The following is a 19,730-nucleotide window of genomic DNA, read 5'->3' as shown; positions in this document are numbered from 1 at the left end:
CCGCTTCGCTTCGGCCCGTGCTCGGCCGCCCGGGGAGCGGGGACCTCCGGCTCTACGTGGACACCCTCGTACCTCGGATATCCACTCCGGGCCCCCAGAACCCCGTGGGCGGCTTCGCCGGTGCGGATCGGCTTCCGACCAGGCCGTGTTCTTTTGGACCTCCGCTCCGCTGCGGTTCGCGTTCGGCGCCCTCGGAAGGCGGGGACCCTCGGCCCCACGGGGACGTCCCCGTTCCCGGGACATCCCCTCCGGGCCTGCAGAACCCCGCCGGCGCCTCACACACCCCCGCGGAGCAGGACGGCATCCGAAAACAGGCCCTAGCCGATCTGGACCTTGCGCGCGGCCTCGAAGCGCTCCTGGACGTCGGCCCAGTTGACCACGTTCCAGAACGCCTTGATGTAGTCGGCCTTCACGTTCTTGTACTGGAGGTAGAAGGCGTGCTCCCACATGTCCAGCATGAGCAGCGGCACGGAGCTCAGCGCGGCGTTGCCCTGCTGGTCGTAGAGCTGCTCGATGATGAGGCGCTGGCCCAGCGCGTCCCAGGCCAGGAACGCCCAGCCGGAGCCCTGGAGGCTCGCCGCGGCCGCGTTGAAGTGGGCGCGGAAGGCGTCGAAGGAGCCGAACTGGTCGTCGATGGCGGCACCGAGCTCGCCCTCGGGCTTGTCGCCGCCCTCGGCCGACAGGTTCTTCCAGAAGACGCTGTGGTTGACGTGGCCGCCGAGGTGGAACGCGAGGTTCTTCTCCAGCATGGTCACGGAACCGAAGTCGCCCTTGTCGCGGGCCTCGGCGAGCTGCTCGAGCGCCGAGTTGGCGCCGGCGACGTAGGCGGCGTGGTGCTTGGAGTGGTGCAGCTCCATGATCTGGCCGGAGATCCACGGCTCCAGGGCCGCGTAGTCGTAGGTCAGCTCGGGGAGCGTGTATGGCGCAGACATCTCTGACGCACCTTTCCGATGAAGCGGTTCGTCGTCACTTATCAGCGATGGGATCGCTAGGCAGCAAGCTATCAGCCGTGCGGCGGGGCGCCCGGTGTCAGCCTGCCGACACCGGGCTCCGGGAATAAACCGCGGGCCGCATCCGGAGGCGGCGAGCCTTTTGCGGGGTTTCGTACCCGTACGGTGCGAACCTCCGGAGATAAGGGAGGCCAGGTCCTTTTCGGACCTCGGTTAATGTCGCCGGACGGCCGCCGTCGGGGGTTGGCCGCACGTTCACCGGCGGTTCCGCGATATGGGCGATAATCCGACGCCACTTCCCGGTCATCTCGCACATTCTCGAGGCACGTCCATGTCCACTCCCGAACGCAGTACCCCCGTCAGGCCCCGGCGGGACGGCTTCCGGCCGGAGATCGAGGGGTTGCGCGCGGTCGCCGTCCTCCTGGTCGCGGTCTACCACATCTGGTTCGGCCGGGTCTCCGGGGGAGTGGACGTCTTCCTGTTCCTCACCGGGTTCCTCATCACCGGATCCCTGGTCCGCATGGTGGAGCGCGACGGGCGCATCGTCCCCGTGGTCTTCTGGACCCGGCTGCTGCGGCGGCTGACCCCCGCCGTCGGCGTCGTCCTGGTGGCGGTGCTGGCCATGACGTACCTGTGGCTGCCGCGCTCGCGCTGGCCGGACGTCATCACCGAGGTCTACGCGTCGGCGCTCTACCACGAGAACTGGGCGCTGGCCGCCGCGGCCGTCGACTACCTGGCCCGGGAGGGCGCGCCCAGCCCGGTGCAGCACTTCTGGTCGCTGTCCATCCAGGGCCAGTTCTACCTGCTGTGGCCGCTGCTGCTGGGCACGGTGCTCCTGGTCGCGGGCCGGGAGCGGATCCGCGGGGCCGCGCTGGGCGCGATCGGAGCGGTACTGGTGGTCTCCTTCGGGTACTCGGTGTGGATCACCGCCGTCGACCAGCCCTGGGCCTACTTCGACACCGGCGCCCGCCTGTGGGAACTGGCCCTGGGCGGGATGCTGGCCCTGGTCGTCCACCGGATCACCCCGGCCCGGCCGGTGCGGCTCGTCCTGGGCTGGACCGGGCTGGCCGCCCTGGTCCTGTGCGGGGTGCTGCTGCCGGTGTCCTCGGTGTTCCCCGGGTACGCGGCCCTGGTGCCGACCCTGGCCGCGGCCGCCGTGATCGTCGCCGGGGGCGGGGGCGGCCGGTTCGGCGTCCACCGGGTGCTCACCCTGCGCCCGCTCATGGCGCTGGGCGGCCTGTCGTACGCCCTCTACCTGTGGCACTGGCCGGTGCTGGTGGTGTACCTCCAGACCACCGGCCGGACACTGGCCACCCCGCTGGGCGGGGCGGCCGTGCTGGCGCTCTCCCTGGGACTGGCCTGGGCCACCGCCAGGGTCGTCGAGGACGGGGCCCGGCGCCTGGGCGACAGGGTCCCCCGCTTCTGGCTGCCGGCCTGGTCGATGGCGACCGCGGTCCTGCTCATCGCCCCCTCCCTGGTCATCGGCTCCCAGTGGTCGGACCGGCTCTCCCAGGAACGGCTGGAGCGCGCCGCGCGCGTCATCGAACCCGTCGACTACCCCGGGGCCGAGCTGGTCAGCCGCCCCGAGCTGGCCAACGTCCTGCCCGAGCTGCCGGTCGTCCCCGACCCGCTCGACGCCCGCGACGACCTGTCCGAGCACCACCTCCAGGGCTGCCACGTGGACCTGAGGGCCACCGAGCCGGTCCTGTGCTGGGCCGGGCCCGAGGACGCCGAGTACACCGTCGCCATGGTCGGGGCCTCGCGCACCGCCCACTGGTACCCCGCACTGGAGCAGGTCGCCCTCGCCCAGGGGTGGCGCCTGGTGTCGTTCACCAAGAGCGGCTGCCAGTTCAGCGCCGCGGTCCCCTACACCCGGGGCGAGGTGTTCACCGAATGCCAGGAGTGGGACGCCCGGGCCATGGAGGAGCTGGAGCGGCTGCGACCCGACGCGGTGTTCACCTCCTCCACCCGCGCCAGCGCCGCGGGGGAGGCCGTCCTGGAGGGTTTCGTCGAGCGCTGGCGGCAGCTGGACGCCCTGGGCATCGACGTCATCGGAATGCGCGACCTGCCCCGGCGCTCCTACGCAGGAGCCGAGTGCGTGGCGGAGGCGCCGGCCGCGGAGTGCAGCGACCCGGTCGGCTACTCGCACGCCGACCGCGACCCGGCCGCCGCGCTCGCCTCGATCGGCGGGCTGCCCGACAACGTCGCCCTGGTGGACCTCACCGAATACGTGTGCCCCGGTGGCCGGTGCGACGCGGTCGTCGGCAACATCCTCGTGTACTGGGACCACTCCCACATGACCGCCACCTACGCCCGGACCCTCGTCCCGATCCTGGAGGAGGCACTGCTGGAAGCCACAGGGCAGGGCACCGCGACGGAGAACACTTGAGGTCCCCCCGGGCGTGCCGCGGTGATCTTCCGGTGAACAACCGGGGAATTGCCCCGCACGCGGGTTTCATCGTCCACCGCGAGGTGGTGTCTTAGTCAGGGGGACGCCCGTGTCACCGGACCGTGGCACCCGCGTCCCGCCCCCTGCCGTCCGGCCGAGTGCGCCCGGGCCCCTCCCGCCGCCCGCCGGTTCCGCCATCCCCCCTGGAGATGCCCGCCATGCGTTCGCTGCGCCGCCTGCTGCGCCCCCTCCTGGCCGTCGCCGTCGTGGTCGGCCCCCTCGCCGCCGCCGGGCTCGTCACCGCGGCGGCCCTCGGCCTGATCACCTGGGTGGAGGCGGGGACCCTGGTGGCCCTGGCCCTGCTCGGCGCCCTGGCCTGCGGGCTGGGGATGGGGCTGCTCCTGGTGCGCCGCTCCGTGCGCGCCCTGGAGGAGTCCGTGCGCGAGCACGCCCGCACGGTCTCCCAGGCGCTGGGCGAGGACCGGCTGGAGACGCAGCGCTCCCTGAAGGAGGTCCGCGAGCGCGTCGACCGCATCTCCGACCACGCGCTGCCCAAGGCGTCCCGCGAGCTGCGCCGCGCCGTCGAGCTCCAGGGCCGCGCCGACTACGAGCAGCAGGTCGCCTGGACCGAGCTGCGCGACCACCTGGACACCGCCCCGTTCATGCCGCCGCTGCGCGGCTGGGCCGCCTCGCCCGACGTGCTGCGCATCCTGGTCCGCCACATCGAGCGGCTGCGCCCCGAGACCGTCGTGGAGTGCGGCAGCGGCGCCTCCAGCGTCTGGATCGGCTACGCGCTGCGCCGGGCGGGTAGCGGCCGCCTCGTCGCGCTGGAGCACGACGCCCGCTACGCCGAGCTGAGCCGCGCCCTGGTCTCCTCCCACGGGCTCGACGACATCGTCGAGGTCCGCCACGCCCCCTTCACCCCGATCGAGCCGGAGACCGTCACCTACGACGGCGAGGAGCGCGCCACCGCCGACCGCTGGTACGACCGCGCGGCCCTGGCCGACCTGTCCGGGGTGGGCCTGGTGTTCGTCGACGGGCCGCCCCAGGCCACCGGCCTGCAGGTCCGACACCCGGCGCTGCCCCTGCTGCTGCCGCACTGCACGGAGGACGCCGTGTTCGTCCTGGACGACGCCGACCGCCCGGAGGAGCGCGCCGTCGGCGACCGCTGGCTGGCCGCCCACCCGGAGTTCCACCGCACCGAGGAGCAGGCGGAGAAGGGGGCGCACGTGTTCGGCCGCAAGGGGATCTGACCCTCTCCGCACCGCTTCGCACCACCGCACCGACACCCACGAGGTCTGGATGATCACCACCGCCCTGCGGGACGCCCTGCGCGCCCGAGGCACCGAGACCGCCCTGCTGTGCCACACCGGCGCCGGAGCCCGCGCCCACCTGGACGGACTGCCGCTCGCCCCGGTGGACGCGGTCGTGGACCTGGACGCCCGAGTCCTGGGCGAGCCCCTGGAGCTGCGCAACCTCTGGGAGCGCGACAGCGGGCCCGAGGCGGGCCTGGTGGCCGTCGTCGCGGCGACCCCCGCCGACCTGCACCGCTCGCTGGCCGCCGCGGCCGACCTGCCGCGCGCCGTCCAGGTGGTGGTGGCGATCGTGGACACCCCCGGCCACCAGGAGCCGCCGCTGCCCTCCTCGCCGGGCATGGGCCAGTGGCGCGAGCTCCAGGAGGTGCGGGTGCGCCGGGCGGGCCGCAGCGGCTGGCTGTGCGAGATGTTCTTCCCCAACGGCGTGGAGACCCCGCAGGTCCTGGACGCGGTCTGGTCCGGGACCCGGGGGCGGCGCCGGGGCCCCGCGCTGGCGCCCCTGGCCGCGCTGTCGGGACCGGAGGCCGCGTTGTGGCGGCCCGGCGACACCGGCGCCCGCGGCGTCGGGGCGGCCGGCCCGGTGCCGCTGCGACGGGTCACCCCCGTCGGCGACATGGCCCTGCGGGTGGGGGAGGGGACGCAGCCGGAGTGGACCGACGAGGCGGTGCCGGTGCTGGACCGCCGCACCACGGGCGCCGACGCCTGGGAGCGGATCGCGGCGCCGGGGGGCTCCCGTGTGCGGGAGAGCGCGGCCCCCGCGGACATCGCGCCCGTCGACGAGCTCACCGTCAACCCGATCGGGTTCGCCAAGGACGCGAGCGGCCCCATGGGCGATCTGACCGTCCACGGCGACCGGGCCGTCGTCCGCCAGGGGAAGAAGGACCTGGCGGTGGTCGCCCCGGACGGCACCGTCACCGACGTGGACCTGGCGCGCATGCGCCACCTGCGCGGTGTCCGCGTGGACTGGTCCGGGCACACCGGCCCCACCGCCGCCGTCCGCGCGGTCGCCTCGCTGGCGGCCGGAGGGGTCCCGCTGGTCGGCGGTCCGATCCCCGCCTGGGCGGCGGGGCTGGGCGGGCCCCTGGCCGACCTCATCACCGCCGCCGACGCCGAAGAGCTCGCCGACCCGCTGCGGCGGGAGGAGCACAGCGTCCGCCTGCGCCGCACCGCCCTGCGCCTGCACGGGGCCCGCTCCCGCTGGCGGGCCCTGGGCGCGGAGGCGGGGGTGCCGCTCCCCCCGGCGCCCACGGTCTCCGTCATCCTGTGCACCCGCCGCCCGGAGATGGTCGGCTTCGCCCTCGCCCAGATCGCCCGCCAGCGCGGGGTGGAGGTCGAACTCGTCCTCACCCTGCACGGCTTCCCCGCCTCCCTGCCGGAGGTCGCCGCCGCGATCACCGAGTACGGGGCCACCGGGCGGCCGATCGTCGTGCGCGAGGCCCCCGCGGACAGGATCTTCGGCTCCGTCCTCAACGACGCGGTCGCCTGCACCTCCGGGGACCTCGTCTCCAAGTGGGACGACGACGACTGGTACGGCCCCGACCACCTCGCCGACCTCGTCCTGGCCCGCACCTACTCCGGCGCCGAGCTGCTCGGTGTCGGCCAGGACTTCGTCTACCTCCAGGAGGTCGACCTGACCCTCTGGCGGGAGGGCCGGTCCGAATCCTCGAGCCGGTTCATCGCCGGGGGCACCATCCTCACGGACCGGGCGGTCCTGGAGGAGACCGGAGGCTTCCGCCCGGTGCCCCGCTCCATCGACACCCAACTCCTCATCGCCGTCATGCGCGGCGGCGGCCGTATCTACCGGGGCCACGGGCTGGGGTACGTGCTCCGCCGCACCGGCGGCGGCCACACCTGGTCCGAGGACATGGCCTTCTTCCTGCGCAACCGCATCCAACAGTGGTTCGGCTGGCGTCCGAGCGCTCTCCTGGAGGGAGAGCCCGCGCCCTTCGGCCGGCCCGCCACCGAGTACACGGGGGGACTCCGTTGACCACTCTGGAAACCGGCCGGGAGCCGGTCGCCGCACCTTCGCCGGCAGCCCTGCCGCGGGGGGAGGCGGACTTCTCGGACCAGCCGCGCCTGGTGCGCAACGACTTCGGGCCGCTCACCCCGGCCACCCTGGGCGCGTGGACGCCGACCCTGTCCGTCAGCGTCGTGATCCCCGCCCACGGGCACCCCGAGAAGCTCGCGTTCGTCCTGGCAGCCCTGGCGGGCCAGAGCTACCCGGCGCACCTCATGGAGGTGGTCGTGGTGGACGACGGCTCGCCCGAGCCGCTCGCGCTGGGGCCGGTGGTGCCGGAGAACACCCGGCTGATCACCTCGGCCCCCGGGGGCTGGGGCTCGGCCCACGCGTTCCACACCGGGGTGGCGGCCTCCTCCGGGCAGGTCGTCCTGCGCCTGGACGCCGACATGCTGGTGTACCGCGAGCACGTGGAGTCGCAGATGCGCTGGCACCACCTCGTGGACTACGGGGTGGCCATGGGGCACAAGCTGTTCGTGGACTTCGACCCCGACGCCATGACCCCCGAGCACGTCCGCGACGAGGTCGCCGCCGGGCGGGCGGAGGGGCTGTTCGACCGCCGGGGCGCCGACCCGCACTGGGTCGAGAAGATCATCGACGGCAGCAACGGGCTGCGGACCGCCGCCCACCAGGCCTACCGGGTGTTCACGGGGGCCACCGGATCGCTGCACCGGGACCTGTTCGAGGCCGCGGGCGGCATGGACGCGGACATGGTGCTGGGCGGAGACACCGAGTTCGCCTACCGGGTGTCCCAGCAGGGCGCCGTCTTCATCCCCGACCTGGAGACCAGCAGCTGGCACCTGGGCCGCTCCCAGATGCAGACCCGCCGGGACGCGGGGATGCGGTACCGCGCCCCGTACGTGTCCAACCGGGTCCCCGACTTCCGGCTGCGCCGCAAGAACCCGGACCGGTCCTGGGAGGTCCCCTACGTCGACGCGGTCATCGACGTCGGCGGCCGCACCCTGGAGGACGTGGAGGTCACCGCGGCCGCCCTGCTCAGCGGGACCACGCCCGACCTGCGCCTGTGGCTGGTGGGCCCGTGGGGCGAGCTGGGCGGGGGCCGCCGCTCGCCGCTCGACGAGGAGCTGCTGGACCTGCGGCTGATCGGCGAGTCGTTCCGGGGCGACCCCCGGGTGCGGCTGGTCGAGGCGGCCCCGGAGCCCGACCCGCGGGTCACCTTCGTGCTGCGCGCCCCGGCGGGGACGCGACTGACGTCCACGGCCGTGGCCGACATGGCGGAGGCCGCGAACAAGGAGCGTGCCGGTCTGCTGTGCGCCCCGCCACCCGGTGCCTCGCGCGCCGCGGACGGGGTCCTGCGCCTGGAGCGCCGCGCCGCCTTCGCGCGGGTCCGGCACCTGTCCCCCGACGCGGCGGGCGCGGAGGCGGACCGGCTCGTCGAGGAGCTCTACGGGGTCCACTGGCTGTCGGGGGAGGCCTTCACCGTTCCCGAGCCCGAGCCGGGCGCCCCGGTGAAGAAGAACGAGAGCCCCGAGGCGCTGCTCCGCAAGCTCGAATGGGCGCAGGCCGAGATCGAGAGGCAGCGGGCCCGCGCCCGCCGGGCCGAGCGCAAGCTGCGCTGGTTCACCCCGGGCCTGGGCCGCCGGGTCCTGCGCAAGATCGTCCGCTGACCGGTAGCGCACCAACGTGAAGGGCCGCCTTTCGGGGCGGCCCTTTCTCGTGTTCCGGACATGACCTGAGCAGTGGTTATGACAACACGCGCACGATAAGACACTGAAAGTGACGGTCGTGTCTATCATGGGGCTCCGTGGTCGATAAGCGCCCACCCCGTGTCGCCGAGACGATCGAGGACGCCCGATGATCACCTCCGCCGTCCGCCAGGCCCTGCGCACCCGCGGCGACGAGCCCGCCGTGCTCTGCCTCATCGGGGACCTGGGCCCCGACCGGGCCGAACTCACCTCCCTGCGACTGCGGGGGAACGACCTGAGGATCGACCTCGACGAGCACGGCATGGGCCGCCCCGTCGAGGTGCGCGGCGTGGGCGGGGAGGACGAGCCCGACTCGACCGGCCTCACCGTCGTCGCCGCGGGCGGCCTCACCGACCTGCGCCGGGCCGTCACCGTCGCCACCCAGCTGCCGCCCACCGCCCACCTGCTCGTCGTGGTCCGGCACGTCCCCGCCGCGCTGGGCCCGCTGGTGCCCGCGCCGCCCACCATCGACGAGTGGAACGACCTGCACGAACTCCGGATCCGCCGCTTCGACCGCCGCGGCTGGGCCTGCGAGCTGTGCTTCCCCAGCGGGGTCCCGGTCGCCGAGGCGCTGGCCGCCGTCGTCCACGGATCGCGCGGACGCAGGCGCGGTCCCGGTATCGGCGTCCTGGGCGGACTGCACGGCACCGACGCCGCACTGTGGCGCCCCGGCGACGTGGCCGCCCGGGGCGCGTCCGCCTCCGGGCCGGTGGGGATCGACCGCGTCACCCCCGTCTCCGACCTGGTCCTGCGACTGGACGACGGGGAGGGCCTGCCGTTCTGGGAGGACGTGGAGGTCCCCGTCGTGGACCGCCCCGCCCCCGTGGCCGCCGTCCCCGAGGCCCGGGTGTACGAGGGGGACCCCGTCACCAGGGTCGCCCCCATCGATGACCGGTTCGTCAACCCGAGCGGCTTCACCAAGAAGACCAGGGGCCCGCTGGGCGAGTTCGCCGAGGCCGACGGCCGCCTGGTGGTCCGTGACGAGACCGGCGTCCTGGTACGCCCCGCCCTGGACGGCACCGTCACCGAGAACGACCTCGAACGCGTGCGCCACCTGCGCGGCGTGCGGGTGGCCTGGCCCGCCCGCGGCGGCGCCTCGGCGGTGCGCGCCATCGCGTCGCTGGCCGCCGGCGGGGTCCCGCTCACCGGTGACCCCGCTCCCGCCTGGGCCGCCGGGCTGGGCGCCGACCTGATCGACCTCATCCCCTCGGTCGGCGAGGACGTGTTCACCGACGCGATGCGCCGCGAGGAGCACAGCATCCGGCTGCGCCGCGCCGCCCTGCGCACCCACGGCGTTCGCACCCGGTGGCGGTCCCTGGCGAAGGAGGCCGGGCTGCCCGTCCCGCCGGAGACCCGGGTGTCGGTGGTGCTGTGCACCCGCCGCCCCGAACTCGTCGGGTTCGCCCTGGCCCAGATCGCCCGCCAGCGCCACGTCCGCTTCGAGGCGGTGCTGGCCCTGCACGGCTTCCCCGCCTCCCTGGTGGCCGCCGAGACCGCCCGGTTCCGGGCCACCGGCATCCCGCTGGTCGTCCACGAGGCGGACCGGGACACGGTGTTCGGCGCCGTCATGAACGAGGCCGTCGACCGAGCCTCCGGGACGGTCATCGCCAAGTGGGACGACGACGACTGGTACGGCCCCGAGCACCTGGCCGACCTCATGCTGGCCCGGGCCTACTCGGGCGCCGACGTGGTCGGCATCAGCCAGAACTTCACCTACCTGGAGGAGCTGGACCTGACCGTCTGGCGCGGGTACCGGTCGGAGGTGCCCAGCCCCGCGGTCGTCGGCAGCACCATCCTCGCCGACCGGGTCGTACTGGAGGACGTCGGGGGGTTCCGGCCCCGGCCCCGGGCCATCGACAGCCAGTTCCTGCTCGCCGTCACCCGGGCCGGGTGCCGGGTCTACCGCACCCACGGGTTCGGCTACCTGCTGCGCCGGGCGGGCGGCGGCCACACCTGGAACGTCGACCTGGGCTACTTCCTGCGCAACCACACCGAGCAGTGGATCGGCTGGCGGCCCAGCGCCCTGCTGGAGGGGGCGCCCGCCCCCTTCGGCGACCGCGACCACACCGAGCAGCACACGGGGGGACACGTTGAGCACTTCTGAGAGCATCCCGCGTCAGCACGGGCCCCGGCCGGTGGTGGACTTCGCGGACCAGCCGCGGGTGCGCCGCAACGAGTACGGGGTCCTCGCCCCGCCCGCCCCGGGGGCCTGGACGCCGAGCCTGACGGTGTCGGTGGTGATCCCCGCGCACGGACAGCCGGAGAAGCTGGCCCTGGTGCTGGCCTCGCTGGCCGGGCAGAGCTACCCCGAGCACCTCATGGAGGTGGTCGTGGTGGACGACGGCTCACCCGAGCCGCTCGCCCTGCCGCCGGTGCGCCCCGAGAACACCCGGCTGCTCACCTCCGCCGCCGGGGCGTGGGGCTCCGGGCACGCCGTCAACACCGGGGTGGCGGCCTCCTCCGGGCAGGTGGTGCTGCGGCTGGACGCCGACATGCTGGTGTACCGGGAGCACATCGAGGCGCAGATGCGCTGGCACCACCTGGTGGACTACGCCGTGGTGCTGGGCCACAAGCTGTTCGTGGACTTCGAACCGGCCATGCTCGCCGGGGACCTGGCCCCGGAGCGGGTGCTGGAGGAGGTGCGCGCCGGGCGGGCCGGCGGGTTGTTCGACCGGGAGACCGCCGATCCGCACTGGGTCGAGGGCCTCATCGAGGGCACCGACGGCCTGCGCACCGCCGGATACGGGGCGTTCAAGGTGTACGTCGGCGCCACCGGTTCGCTGCACCGCTCCCTGTTCGAGGAGGCCGGGGGGATGGACCCCGACCTCGTCCTGGGCGGCGACAGCGAGTTCGGCCACCGGCTGGCCGAGCGGGGCGCCCTGTTCGTCCCCGACCCCGGGGCGGACTCCTGGCACCTGGGCCGGTCCCAGATGCAGGACCGGCGCGAGGCGGGTATGCGCTTCCGCGCGCCCTACGTGGCCAACCGGGTGCCCGACTTCCACCTGCGGACCAAGGGGCCCGCCCGGGTGTGGGAGGTGCCCCGGGCCGAGGTGGTGCTGGACGTGGCGGGCCGCACCCTGGAGGAGGTGGACGCCACCGTCGCCCCGGTCCTGGCCGGGACGGCGCCGGACGTACGGGTGTGGCTGGCGGGCCCCTGGGAGGAACTGGCGGAGGGGCGCCGGTCGCCGCTGGCCGACGAGCTGCTGGACCTGCGGCTGATCCGCGAGACCTACCGGGGCGACCTGCGCGTGCGCTGCGTGGAGGAGGTGCCCGACCCCGACGGCAGGGTGCCCTTCCGGCTCCACCTGCCCGCCGGGGTGCGCCCGCTGCCGGGCATGGTCGCGGACCTGGTCCGGCTGGCCGACCGCAAGGCGGCCGGACTGGTGTGCGCCCCCGTCCCCGGGGCGCTGCGGGCCGGGGACGGGGTGCTGCGGCTGGAGCGCGCCGCGGCCTTCGCCCGGGCCCGGCACCTGTCCCCGAAGGCCGAGGGGGCCGGCCTGGACCGGGTGGTGGAGGAGACGGGCGGAATCCAGTGGACGTCCGCGAACCGGTTCGTGCAGGTCCCCGAGGAGGCCGAGGCCACCTGGGGCGTCCAGCGCGGGGAGCCGGTCGCGGAGTCCGGCCCCGAGCCGACGCCGGTCGAGCTGCGCGCGGAGCTGCGCCGCGCCCGCCGGGAGATCGACCGGCTGCGCCGCCGGGCCGAGCGCACCGAGCGCAAGCTGCGCTGGTTCACCCCGGGGCTGGGCCGCCGCCTGCTGCGCCGCGTCGCCCGCTGAACACCGGAGAGGGGCGCCGGGGGATCCCGGCGCCCCCTGCGCCGGGCACCGCGGCGGCAGCGCGGCCGCGGGCCGCCCGCCGGGGACCGGAAGGTCCCCGGCGGGCGGCCCGGAGCGCGGCGGGGGCCGGAACGGGACGGCTCAGGGCACCCAGAGGCCGAGGGACTCGGCGACCAGCGCCGGGCGCTCCTGGCCCTCGATCTCCACCGTGTGCCTCGTGCTGACCAGGTACCCCTTGGGGCCCTCCTGCACCGAGACGATCTCCACTCCGTCGCGCAGGCGGGAGCCCACGGTGACGGGCTGGAGGAAGCGGACCTTGTTGAGGCCGTAGTTGATGGACATCGACGGCTTCTTCTCGATCCTGATGATCGACTGCGAGAAGTGCGCGAGCAGGGACAGGCTGAGGAACCCGTGCGCGATCGTGCGGCCGAAGGGCCCGGCGGCGGCCTTCTCCTCGTCCACATGGATCCACTGGTGGTCCTCGGTCGCGTCGGCGAAGCGGGTGATCCGCTCCTGGTCGACGGTGAGCCAGTCGGTGTATCCCAGGTGTTCGCCCTGGGCGGCGATCACCTCGTCGATATCGGCGAAAACGCGCACCACGCCTCCACACTCCTCGGTCGGGTCGGATGGTGCGGCAACTCTACCTAACACTGTTCGGTTATGGCAGGGGTCATCGGCCCCGAGTCTCCCCGCGGGTCCCCGAGAGGTCCACCAGCAGCGCCTCGGCGGTCCGCTCGGCCACCGCCGCCCGGTCCACCCCGTGCCCCAGCCCGCTCTCGGTCAGCGGGATCGGGACCACGCCCTCGTGCGCGCGCACCGGCGGGACCACCAGGCCGTCGCGGCCCCGGTGCCCCGCCCCGGGCATCTCCACCGGCAGCGACGCCCCCGCCAGCGAGGCCAGCGCCACCGTCGCGGCCCGGCCCACGCCGGTCTCCGCGGACGAACCGCACCAGACCTTCCACCCGGCGTCCACGGCCAGGTCCACCGCGCGCCGGGCAGGGGTCAGCCCGCCCAGCCGGGACACGTCCACGTTCACCGCGCTCCCCGCCTCGGCGTCCACCGCGATCTCCAGGTCCGCCAGGGAGGCCAGCGGCCGGCCGAGGGCCACGGGGGTGCGCAGCTCCGCCGCCGCGCGGGCGTACGCGCCCAGGTCGCCGGGGTCGAAGGGGTCCTCGATCGCCAGCAGCTCCAGCCCGTCCAGCGCCCGCAGCGCCTCCAGGTGGCCCTCGTCCGACTCGTGATAGCGGCCGCCCGCGTCCGCCTGGAGCACCAGGAACGGGAACCGGGACCGCACCGCGTGCACCACCTCGGTGTCCCAGCCCGGCGCGATCTCCAGCCGGACCCGCCGGAACCCCGCCCCCACCTGGCGGTTGACCTCGGTGATCAGCGTCTCCACGCTCACCGTCCGGGGCACCGTGACCCCGGCCGTCAGCGCCGTGCGCTCTCCGCCCAGGGCGTGCGCCAGCGGAGTGCCGCGCTGGCGGCTCCACAGGTCCCAGCAGGCCGTGTCCAGTGCGGCGGCCAGTGCCGGGTCCCAGGGCAGGTCCGCCCAGGCCGCACCCGCCTCCGTGGGGCGCGCCCATCCGTGGGCCAGCAGGGCCGGCGCGTACTCCGAGCGCAGCGCCTCCCACTGCTCGGGGCTCGCCCAGGGCACCTCGCCCCAGCCGCTGACCCCCTCGCCGTCGGCGATCCGCACCAGCACGGGGCCGTCCCCGGCACTGCGCCGCCCCCGGCCCGGACGCCGCAGCCGGATCATTTCGAGTTCGACGATCCGGGTCGCGGTCGTCGAGCCGGTGTGTCCCACGCTGTCCCACCTCGGTCCTCGCGGGCCCGCCTCGGTCCTTCCGGCCCGCGGCCGGACACGGGCTCCGTCCTTCCTCGACGGTACCCGCGCCCGACCCGGCCGACCACCCCGAGCCCGTACGGACCTGCCCGAACGCCCCCGCGATCCGGGACGTTCGGGCACGATCGGACCTGGGCCGTGTTTTTTTGGATCCCCGCTCCGCTGCGGTCCGCGTTCGGCGCCCCCGGAAGGCGGGGACCCCCGGCCCCACGGGGACGTCCCCGTTCCCCGGACATCGCCTCCGGGCCTGCAGAACCCCGCCGGCGCCTCACACGCCCCCGCGGAACAGGACGGCATCCAAAAAAGCAGACCCTAGACCAGCACCTCGCCCAGGGGGCGGTGCTTGAGGCCGTGGGCCTCGGCGACCGGCGCGGAGACGACCTCGCCCGCGTAGGTGTTCAGGCCGCCCGCCAGCGCGGCGTCCTCCGCCAGCGCCCGGCGCCAGCCCTTGTCGGCCAGCGCGACCGCGTACCGCAGCGTGTCCTTGGTCAGCGCGTGCGTGGAGGTGTTGGGCACCGCGCCCGGCATGTTCGCCACGCAGTAGAAGACGGTGTCGTGCACCCGGAAGGTCGGGTCGTCGTGGGTGGTGGGACGCGAGTCCTCGAAGCAGCCGCCCTGGTCGATGGCGATGTCCACCAGCACCGCGCCCGGCCGCATCCGGGACACCAGCTCGTTCGAGACCAGCTTGGGAGCCTTGGCCCCGGGCACCAGCACCGCGCCGATGACCAGGTCCGACTCCAGGACCGACAGCTCCAGCTCGAAGGAGTTGGACACCACCGTCTTCACCTGGCCGCGGTACAGGGCGTCCACGTGGCGCAGCTTGTTGACGTTGAGGTCCAGCACCGTGACGTCGGCGCCCATGCCCACCGCGATCTGGGTGGCGTTGAGGCCGGACACCCCGGCGCCGATCACCGTCACGCGGGCCGGGCGCACACCCGGGACGCCGCCCATGAGGACGCCGCGGCCGCCGTTGGGGCGCTGGAGGGTCACCGAGCCGACCTGCGGGGCCAGCCGGCCGGCGACCTCCGACATCGGGGCCAGCAGCGGCAGGGAGCCGTCCGGCAGCTGCACGGTCTCGTAGGCGATGCCGGTGACGCCCCGGTCCAGCAGGGCGTCGGTGCAGGCGCGGGAGGCCGCCAGGTGCAGGTAGGTGAAGAGGGTCTGGCCCTCGCGCATCCGGTGGTACTCGGCCTCGACGGGCTCCTTGACCTTGAGGATCAGGTCGCCCGCGGCCCACACGTCGTCCGCGGTGTCGAGGATGCGGGCGCCCGCGGCCTCGAACTCCTCGTTCGAGATGGAGGAGCCCAGACCCGCGTCCCGTTCGACGGACACCTCGTGTCCGCGGCGGGTCAGTTCGTGAACTCCGGCCGGGGTGATGGCCACACGGTATTCGTGGTTCTTGATCTCGCGGGGCACGCCGACGTGCACGGTTCCTCCTGGATATCTCCGTTGATACCCCCACTGTCACCTGTGAAGGTGCAGCGATGCCATCGCCAACCTGACAGCGTGTCGGCGATCTTGTTGACAGAGTGTCAGGCCCAGGTGTGGGGCGGGGCACTCCCGCCCGACGGTGCGCGCATCCCCGAGACCCAGACCGGGCCGACCTCTCCGACCAGTTCCCTACCCGCGTACGGGCTCGGATCCACGCCCGGGACCGATACCGGCCGCTCCGGCGCGAACGCCACCAGGTCGGCGTCGCAGCCCTCGGCGATGCGCCCCTTGCCCGCCAGCCCCAGCAGCTCCGCGGGCGCCAGCGACGTCCAGCGGGACAGCAGGTCCAGGCCCGCCCCCCGGCGCCGGGCCGCCGTCCACAGCGCGGACAGGCTCCACTCCAGCGTGTACAGGCCGTGCGCGGGCAGGTGCCCGGAGGACACCGCCGTGATCGCCGAACCCGGCTCCATCAGGGCGCTCCACAGCGCCTTGCGGTTGGCGTCCGAGCGCAGCGGCGGACGGCAGGCGTGCGCGGGCGAGCGCGGGTCCAGCACCTCCGCGGGCAGGCACAGGTAGTGCGGGCAGGTCTGCGCGCTCAACCCCACACCGATCGACCCGGCCGCCGACAGCAGCGCCGCGCACTCGGCGGCGGTGAACGGCACCACGTGCGTGCGCGTCCCCACCGAGCGCGCCGCGGAGATCACCCGTTCCAGCCCGCGCCGCTCGGCCCGCGGCGGGCGCTGCTCCGCGCGCGTCGGCGCGACGCCCAGCTCGCCCGCGTCCTCGGCGTGCACCAGCAGGACCGCGTCCAGCGCCGCCAGCTCCGCCATCGCCTTGCGCAGCCAGGAGTCGTCCAGCGCCGCCATGTCCGGGGCGCCCCCGTCCGACAGCGAGCACTGGAACGCCACCGCGCCCGCCGCCCGCAGGTCCGCCAGGTCCAGCGGTCCGCTGCCCGGGGTGATCCCGCCCAGGAAGTACAGCGACACCGGCGCCCCGGCCGCCGCCCGGCGGTGCGCCTGGAGGTCGTCGGCGCAGATCACCGCCGGCCGCGCCGGGGCGGGGGAGACGACCAGTGTCGTGACCCCTCCGCGCAGCGCCGCCGCGCCCGCCGCCCGGTAGGCCTCCCGCGTCTCCTCGCCCGGCGCGTACACCCCGGTGCCCAGGTCCACCGCCCCCGGCAGCAGGGCGGTGCCGCCCAGGTCGACCTCCTCCCGGGCCGACCAGCGGATCCCCGGACCGGCCACCGCCTCGATCCGGCCGTCCCGGACGCCGACCGAGGCCGGGACGACGCCCTCGGGGGTGACCACCCGCTGAGACCGGATCACGCTCTCGAAATCGGTCATCGCCTCTTCCCTTTCAGGTGTGTGCGAAGGACGAGGGCAGGGACCGGGACGGCCGACCGGTGACCGTCCTGAGAGGGGCGCCCGCGGCCCGGGGGCCACGGGCGGGGAGAGGGGTCCGCGCGCCGACGACGGGGAGGGCGAGGAGCCTGGAGCCTCGTCCGAGGCCACCGAGAGTATCGCGAAGAACACACCGGGGAGGGGCGAACGCCACTTCCCGCCGCCGTCCCGTGCCGTCGGCGTTCCGTTCTCCCTGTTCCCCACCCCCGGCCGACATCCCGTAGTGGACGGTTTACGCTGGAGTGCGCCGAGCCGCCCCTTGACGGCATCCCCCGCCTTGAACGACCTCGACGACGGAAGTGGCACGTGGCTCCTCCCGCAAAGATCACCCAGTCCCCGGACCGCGCCGGGTCGCCCCGGACGTCCACCACGGCGGTCCTGGCGGCGGCGGCCGCCGTCCTGTGCCTCACCGGACTGAGCCTCACGCTGGTCCTGGGCGGCGCCGCCTTCCCCGTGGTCATCCCCGGCCTGCCCGACGCGGGCGACGCCGTCCGCTGGGGCCTTCCCCTGTCCAAGGTGCTCATGGAGACCGCGGGCGTGCTCACCATCGGGTCGCTGCTGCTGGCCGTGGTCCTGCTGCCCTCCGACAGGGGGCGCCTGTCCCACCAGGCCGTCGGCTACGTCCAGGCCGCGACCTGGAGCGCCCTGGCCTGGACCGCGGGCGCCGTCCTCACCCTGTACTTCCAGGCGTCCGAGTTCCTGGCCCGGCCGCTGGGCCAGGTCAGCATCGACGAGGTCACCGCCTACGCCGGATCGGTCTCCGGCGGCATCGCGCTGATGTTCGTCATCCTGTTCACCACCGGCATCCTGCTGTTCGGCCGCACCGTCACCGGCGCCACGGGCGCCCTGTGGCTCCTCCTCCTGGCCCTGGCCGCCACCACCCCGCCCGCGCTGACCGGCCACTCCGCCTCCGCCGGGGCGCACGAGCTGGCCGTCACCGGCCTGGCCATGCACGTCCTCACGATCAGCGTGTGGACCGGCGGCATGGCCCTGCTCACCTTCCACGCGATGCGTGCCGCCGGCGAGGCGCTGGAGACCGCGGCCGCCCGGTTCAGCCGACTGGCCCTGTGGGCCTACGTCGGCGTGGCCGTCAGCGGACTGGCCAGCGCCCTGGCCCGCATCGAGTCCCTGGACGCCCTGCTGCGCACCGAGTACGGACTGATCATCCTGGTCAAGGCCGTGCTGTTCACGGTCCTGGGCGCGCTCGGGTACCTGCACCGCGAGTTCGCGCTCAAGGGCGTGGCGGGCGCCGCCGGGGAGCCGGACCGGCCGGGCCTGCGCCGCCTGCTGTTCCTGCGCATCGCCGCCGTGGAGATCCTCGTCATGGCGGCCGTCATCGGCGTCTCCGTCGGCCTGGGCCGCACCGCGCCGCCCCCGCCGCTGGACAGCCGGGTGGACCCGGCCGCGCTCATCCTCGGCTTCCCCGTGCCCCCGCCCATGGACATGGTCAACCTGCTCACGCTGTGGCGGCCCGACCTGTTCTTCATCATGTTCGTGGTCATCGCCGGAGGCCTGTACGCCGCCGGGGTGACCCGCCTGGTGCGCCGCGGCGACTCCTGGCCGGTGGGGCGGACCGTCGCCTTCGCCGCGGGCCTGCTCACCATCGTGGCCGCGCAGCTCAGCGGGTACGCGACCTACGCGATGGTGCTGTTCTCGGCGCACATGATCCAGCACATGGTGCTGGCGATGCTCAGCCCGATCCTGCTGGTGCTCGGCGCGCCGGCCACCCTGGCGCTGCGGGCGCTGCGCCCGGCGAAGCGGCGCGGGGACCGGGGGCCGCGCGAATGGCTCAACCTGTTCCTCAACAGCCGGTACTCCAAGCTGGTGACGCACCCGGCGGTGGCCACGCCGCTGTTCGTGTTCAGCCCCTACGCCCTGTACTTCACCCAGCTGTTCCCGACGCTGATGAACGACCACCTCGGTCACCTGTTCATGGGCGTGCACTTCCTGCTCACCGGGTTCCTCTTCTACTGGGTGATCATCGGCGTCGACCCGGCGCCCCGCAAGATGCCCTACCTGCTGCGCATCCTGCTCCTGCTGCTGGCCATGGGCTTCCACGCGTTCTTCGGCATCTCGATCATGATGCAGTCGGCGCCCATCGCCATGGACTTCTACGGGCAGTTCGAGGTCCCCTGGATCGACGGCCTGGCCGAGGACCAGTACGCGGGCGGCGGCGTGGCCTGGGCCCTGGGCGAGATCCCGACGCTGCTGGTCATGCTGGCGCTGGTGGTGCAGTGGTCCCGCGACGACGAGAAGCAGGAGCGCCGCCGGGAGCGGCACGCCCGCCGCGGCGGCTCCGAGGACGCCGACCTGGACGCCTACAACGCCTACCTGGCCGAGCTCGACCGCCGGAACAGGGCGATGTCGGGCGCGGAGGCGCCCGCCGAGGAACCGGCGCCGAAACAGGCCGGCGAGGACTGAGGCCGGACACGGAGAAGGGGCCCGCGGATCCGAGATCCGCGGGCCCCGTGGTCTTCGGGCGTCAGACGAACAGGGCGGCCAGGCCGGCGGCGACCAGGCCCAGGGCCGTGCACAGCACCAGGCCGACCGCGAACACCGGCAGCGAGGGCCGCAGCACCGTCGCGGTGCCGCCCTGGCGCCGGGCGACCAGCGGCGACAGGCCGATGTTGACCGCGGCGGCGACCGCGGCCACACAGGTGGCCACGGCGAACGCCGTCCAGAACCCCTCCCCGGACGACAGCACGCTGATCGCGGCCAGCGTCGGCAGCGCGACCAGCAGGGCGAGGGCGGCGGCCGGGAAGGCCCTCCGGGCCCAGGGCGGGATCCCGCCGGGGCGGCCCGAGGCCACCAGGAGCAGACCGACCAGGGCCGCCATCATGATGGCGCCCACGATTCCGAACACAGCGATGTCCACCAGCGAATTCACGCTGGTCATTGTCCC

At 74.4% G+C, this 19,730-nt stretch carries 13 protein-coding genes; 7 read left to right on the top strand and 6 right to left on the bottom strand.

What is annotated here, in order from left to right:
• Nucleotides 1–317: 317 nt before the first annotated feature.
• The gene (locus ACSUPR_RS08955) at nucleotides 318–932 is read right to left on the bottom strand and encodes a superoxide dismutase (protein WP_436890682.1); all 615 of its coding nucleotides are present in this window, start codon (nucleotides 930–932) and stop codon (nucleotides 318–320) included.
• Nucleotides 933–1,281: 349 nt separating this feature from the next.
• Here ACSUPR_RS08955 and ACSUPR_RS08950 point away from each other — a divergent pair, with 349 nt between their 5' ends.
• The 6 genes from ACSUPR_RS08950 to ACSUPR_RS08925 all read left to right on the top strand — a co-directional run bounded on the left by ACSUPR_RS08950 (nucleotide 1,282) and on the right by ACSUPR_RS08925 (nucleotide 12,154).
• Complete coding sequence (locus ACSUPR_RS08950; protein ID WP_436890681.1) at nucleotides 1,282–3,339, top strand: acyltransferase family protein; 2,058 nt, start codon at nucleotides 1,282–1,284, stop codon at nucleotides 3,337–3,339.
• A 218-nt stretch (nucleotides 3,340–3,557) separates the two neighbouring features.
• Entirely contained in the window at nucleotides 3,558–4,592 is a 1,035-nt protein-coding gene (locus ACSUPR_RS08945) for a class I SAM-dependent methyltransferase (RefSeq protein ID WP_436890680.1), read from the top strand.
• A 49-nt stretch (nucleotides 4,593–4,641) separates the two neighbouring features.
• Nucleotides 4,642–6,642, top strand: a complete 2,001-nt coding sequence (locus tag ACSUPR_RS08940; protein WP_436890679.1) for a glycosyltransferase — start codon at nucleotides 4,642–4,644, stop codon at nucleotides 6,640–6,642.
• A complete protein-coding gene (locus ACSUPR_RS08935) occupies nucleotides 6,639–8,300 on the top strand; it encodes a glycosyltransferase (protein WP_436890678.1) in 1,662 nt (553 codons plus the stop codon). Before ACSUPR_RS08940 ends, ACSUPR_RS08935 begins: the two co-directional genes overlap by 4 nt.
• A gap of 187 nt (nucleotides 8,301–8,487) precedes the next feature.
• Nucleotides 8,488–10,482, top strand: a complete 1,995-nt coding sequence (locus ACSUPR_RS08930) for a glycosyltransferase family 2 protein (RefSeq protein ID WP_436890677.1) — start codon at nucleotides 8,488–8,490, stop codon at nucleotides 10,480–10,482.
• Nucleotides 10,469–12,154 carry a glycosyltransferase gene (locus ACSUPR_RS08925; RefSeq protein ID WP_436890676.1) on the top strand — a complete coding sequence of 562 codons (1,686 nt, stop codon included), beginning with the start codon at nucleotides 10,469–10,471 and terminating at the stop codon, nucleotides 12,152–12,154. Before ACSUPR_RS08930 ends, ACSUPR_RS08925 begins: the two co-directional genes overlap by 14 nt.
• 141 nt (nucleotides 12,155–12,295) lie before the next feature.
• Here ACSUPR_RS08925 and ACSUPR_RS08920 read toward each other — a convergent pair whose 3' ends face one another.
• From ACSUPR_RS08920 to ACSUPR_RS08905, 4 genes are all read right to left on the bottom strand, one after another.
• Entirely contained in the window at nucleotides 12,296–12,751 is a 456-nt protein-coding gene (locus ACSUPR_RS08920; protein WP_436891930.1) for a MaoC family dehydratase, read from the bottom strand.
• A 73-nt stretch (nucleotides 12,752–12,824) separates the two neighbouring features.
• Nucleotides 12,825–13,958, bottom strand: a complete 1,134-nt coding sequence (locus tag ACSUPR_RS08915) for an enolase C-terminal domain-like protein (protein WP_436890675.1) — start codon at nucleotides 13,956–13,958, stop codon at nucleotides 12,825–12,827.
• Between the two features lie 351 nt (nucleotides 13,959–14,309).
• Nucleotides 14,310–15,425, bottom strand: a complete 1,116-nt coding sequence (ald, locus tag ACSUPR_RS08910; RefSeq protein WP_436890674.1) for an alanine dehydrogenase — start codon at nucleotides 15,423–15,425, stop codon at nucleotides 14,310–14,312.
• 104 nt (nucleotides 15,426–15,529) lie between these two features.
• Nucleotides 15,530–16,771: an amidohydrolase family protein gene (locus tag ACSUPR_RS08905; RefSeq protein WP_436890673.1), complete on the bottom strand. Its 1,242-nt coding sequence runs from the start codon at nucleotides 16,769–16,771 to the stop codon at nucleotides 15,530–15,532.
• A 363-nt stretch (nucleotides 16,772–17,134) separates the two neighbouring features.
• On the opposite strand from ACSUPR_RS08905, the gene ACSUPR_RS08900 reads away from it, so the two are divergent.
• Nucleotides 17,135–19,249 (top strand): cytochrome c oxidase assembly protein, encoded by a 2,115-nt coding sequence (locus ACSUPR_RS08900; protein WP_436890672.1) that lies wholly within the window; start codon nucleotides 17,135–17,137, stop codon nucleotides 19,247–19,249.
• Between the two features lie 61 nt (nucleotides 19,250–19,310).
• Here the strand turns inward: ACSUPR_RS08900 and ACSUPR_RS08895 are convergent, their stop codons facing one another.
• Nucleotides 19,311–19,724 (bottom strand): hypothetical protein, encoded by a 414-nt coding sequence (locus ACSUPR_RS08895; RefSeq protein ID WP_436890671.1) that lies wholly within the window; start codon nucleotides 19,722–19,724, stop codon nucleotides 19,311–19,313.
• Between the last annotated feature and the right edge of the window lie 6 nt (nucleotides 19,725–19,730).

The sequence above is a fragment of the Nocardiopsis dassonvillei genome, from assembly GCF_964273065.1.
Classification (GTDB): Bacteria; Actinomycetota; Actinomycetes; order Streptosporangiales; family Streptosporangiaceae; genus Nocardiopsis; species Nocardiopsis dassonvillei_B.
The sequence above is the reverse complement of the archived record's forward strand: the minus strand, read 5'-3'. Positions and strand labels throughout refer to the sequence as shown.

Bases quoted from the DNA above. Each gene is read 5' to 3' on its own strand.
- ACSUPR_RS08955 (WP_436890682.1), bottom strand. From the start codon at position 932: ATGTCTGCGCCATACACGCTCCCCGAGCTGACCTACGACTACGCGGCC.
- ACSUPR_RS08950 (WP_436890681.1), top strand. From the start codon at position 1,282: ATGTCCACTCCCGAACGCAGTACCCCCGTCAGGCCCCGGCGGGACGGC.
- ACSUPR_RS08945 (WP_436890680.1), top strand. From the start codon at position 3,558: ATGCGTTCGCTGCGCCGCCTGCTGCGCCCCCTCCTGGCCGTCGCCGTC.
- ACSUPR_RS08940 (WP_436890679.1), top strand. From the start codon at position 4,642: ATGATCACCACCGCCCTGCGGGACGCCCTGCGCGCCCGAGGCACCGAG.
- ACSUPR_RS08930 (WP_436890677.1), top strand. From the start codon at position 8,488: ATGATCACCTCCGCCGTCCGCCAGGCCCTGCGCACCCGCGGCGACGAG.
- ACSUPR_RS08905 (WP_436890673.1), bottom strand. From the start codon at position 16,771: ATGACCGATTTCGAGAGCGTGATCCGGTCTCAGCGGGTGGTCACCCCC.
- ACSUPR_RS08895 (WP_436890671.1), bottom strand. From the start codon at position 19,724: ATGACCAGCGTGAATTCGCTGGTGGACATCGCTGTGTTCGGAATCGTG.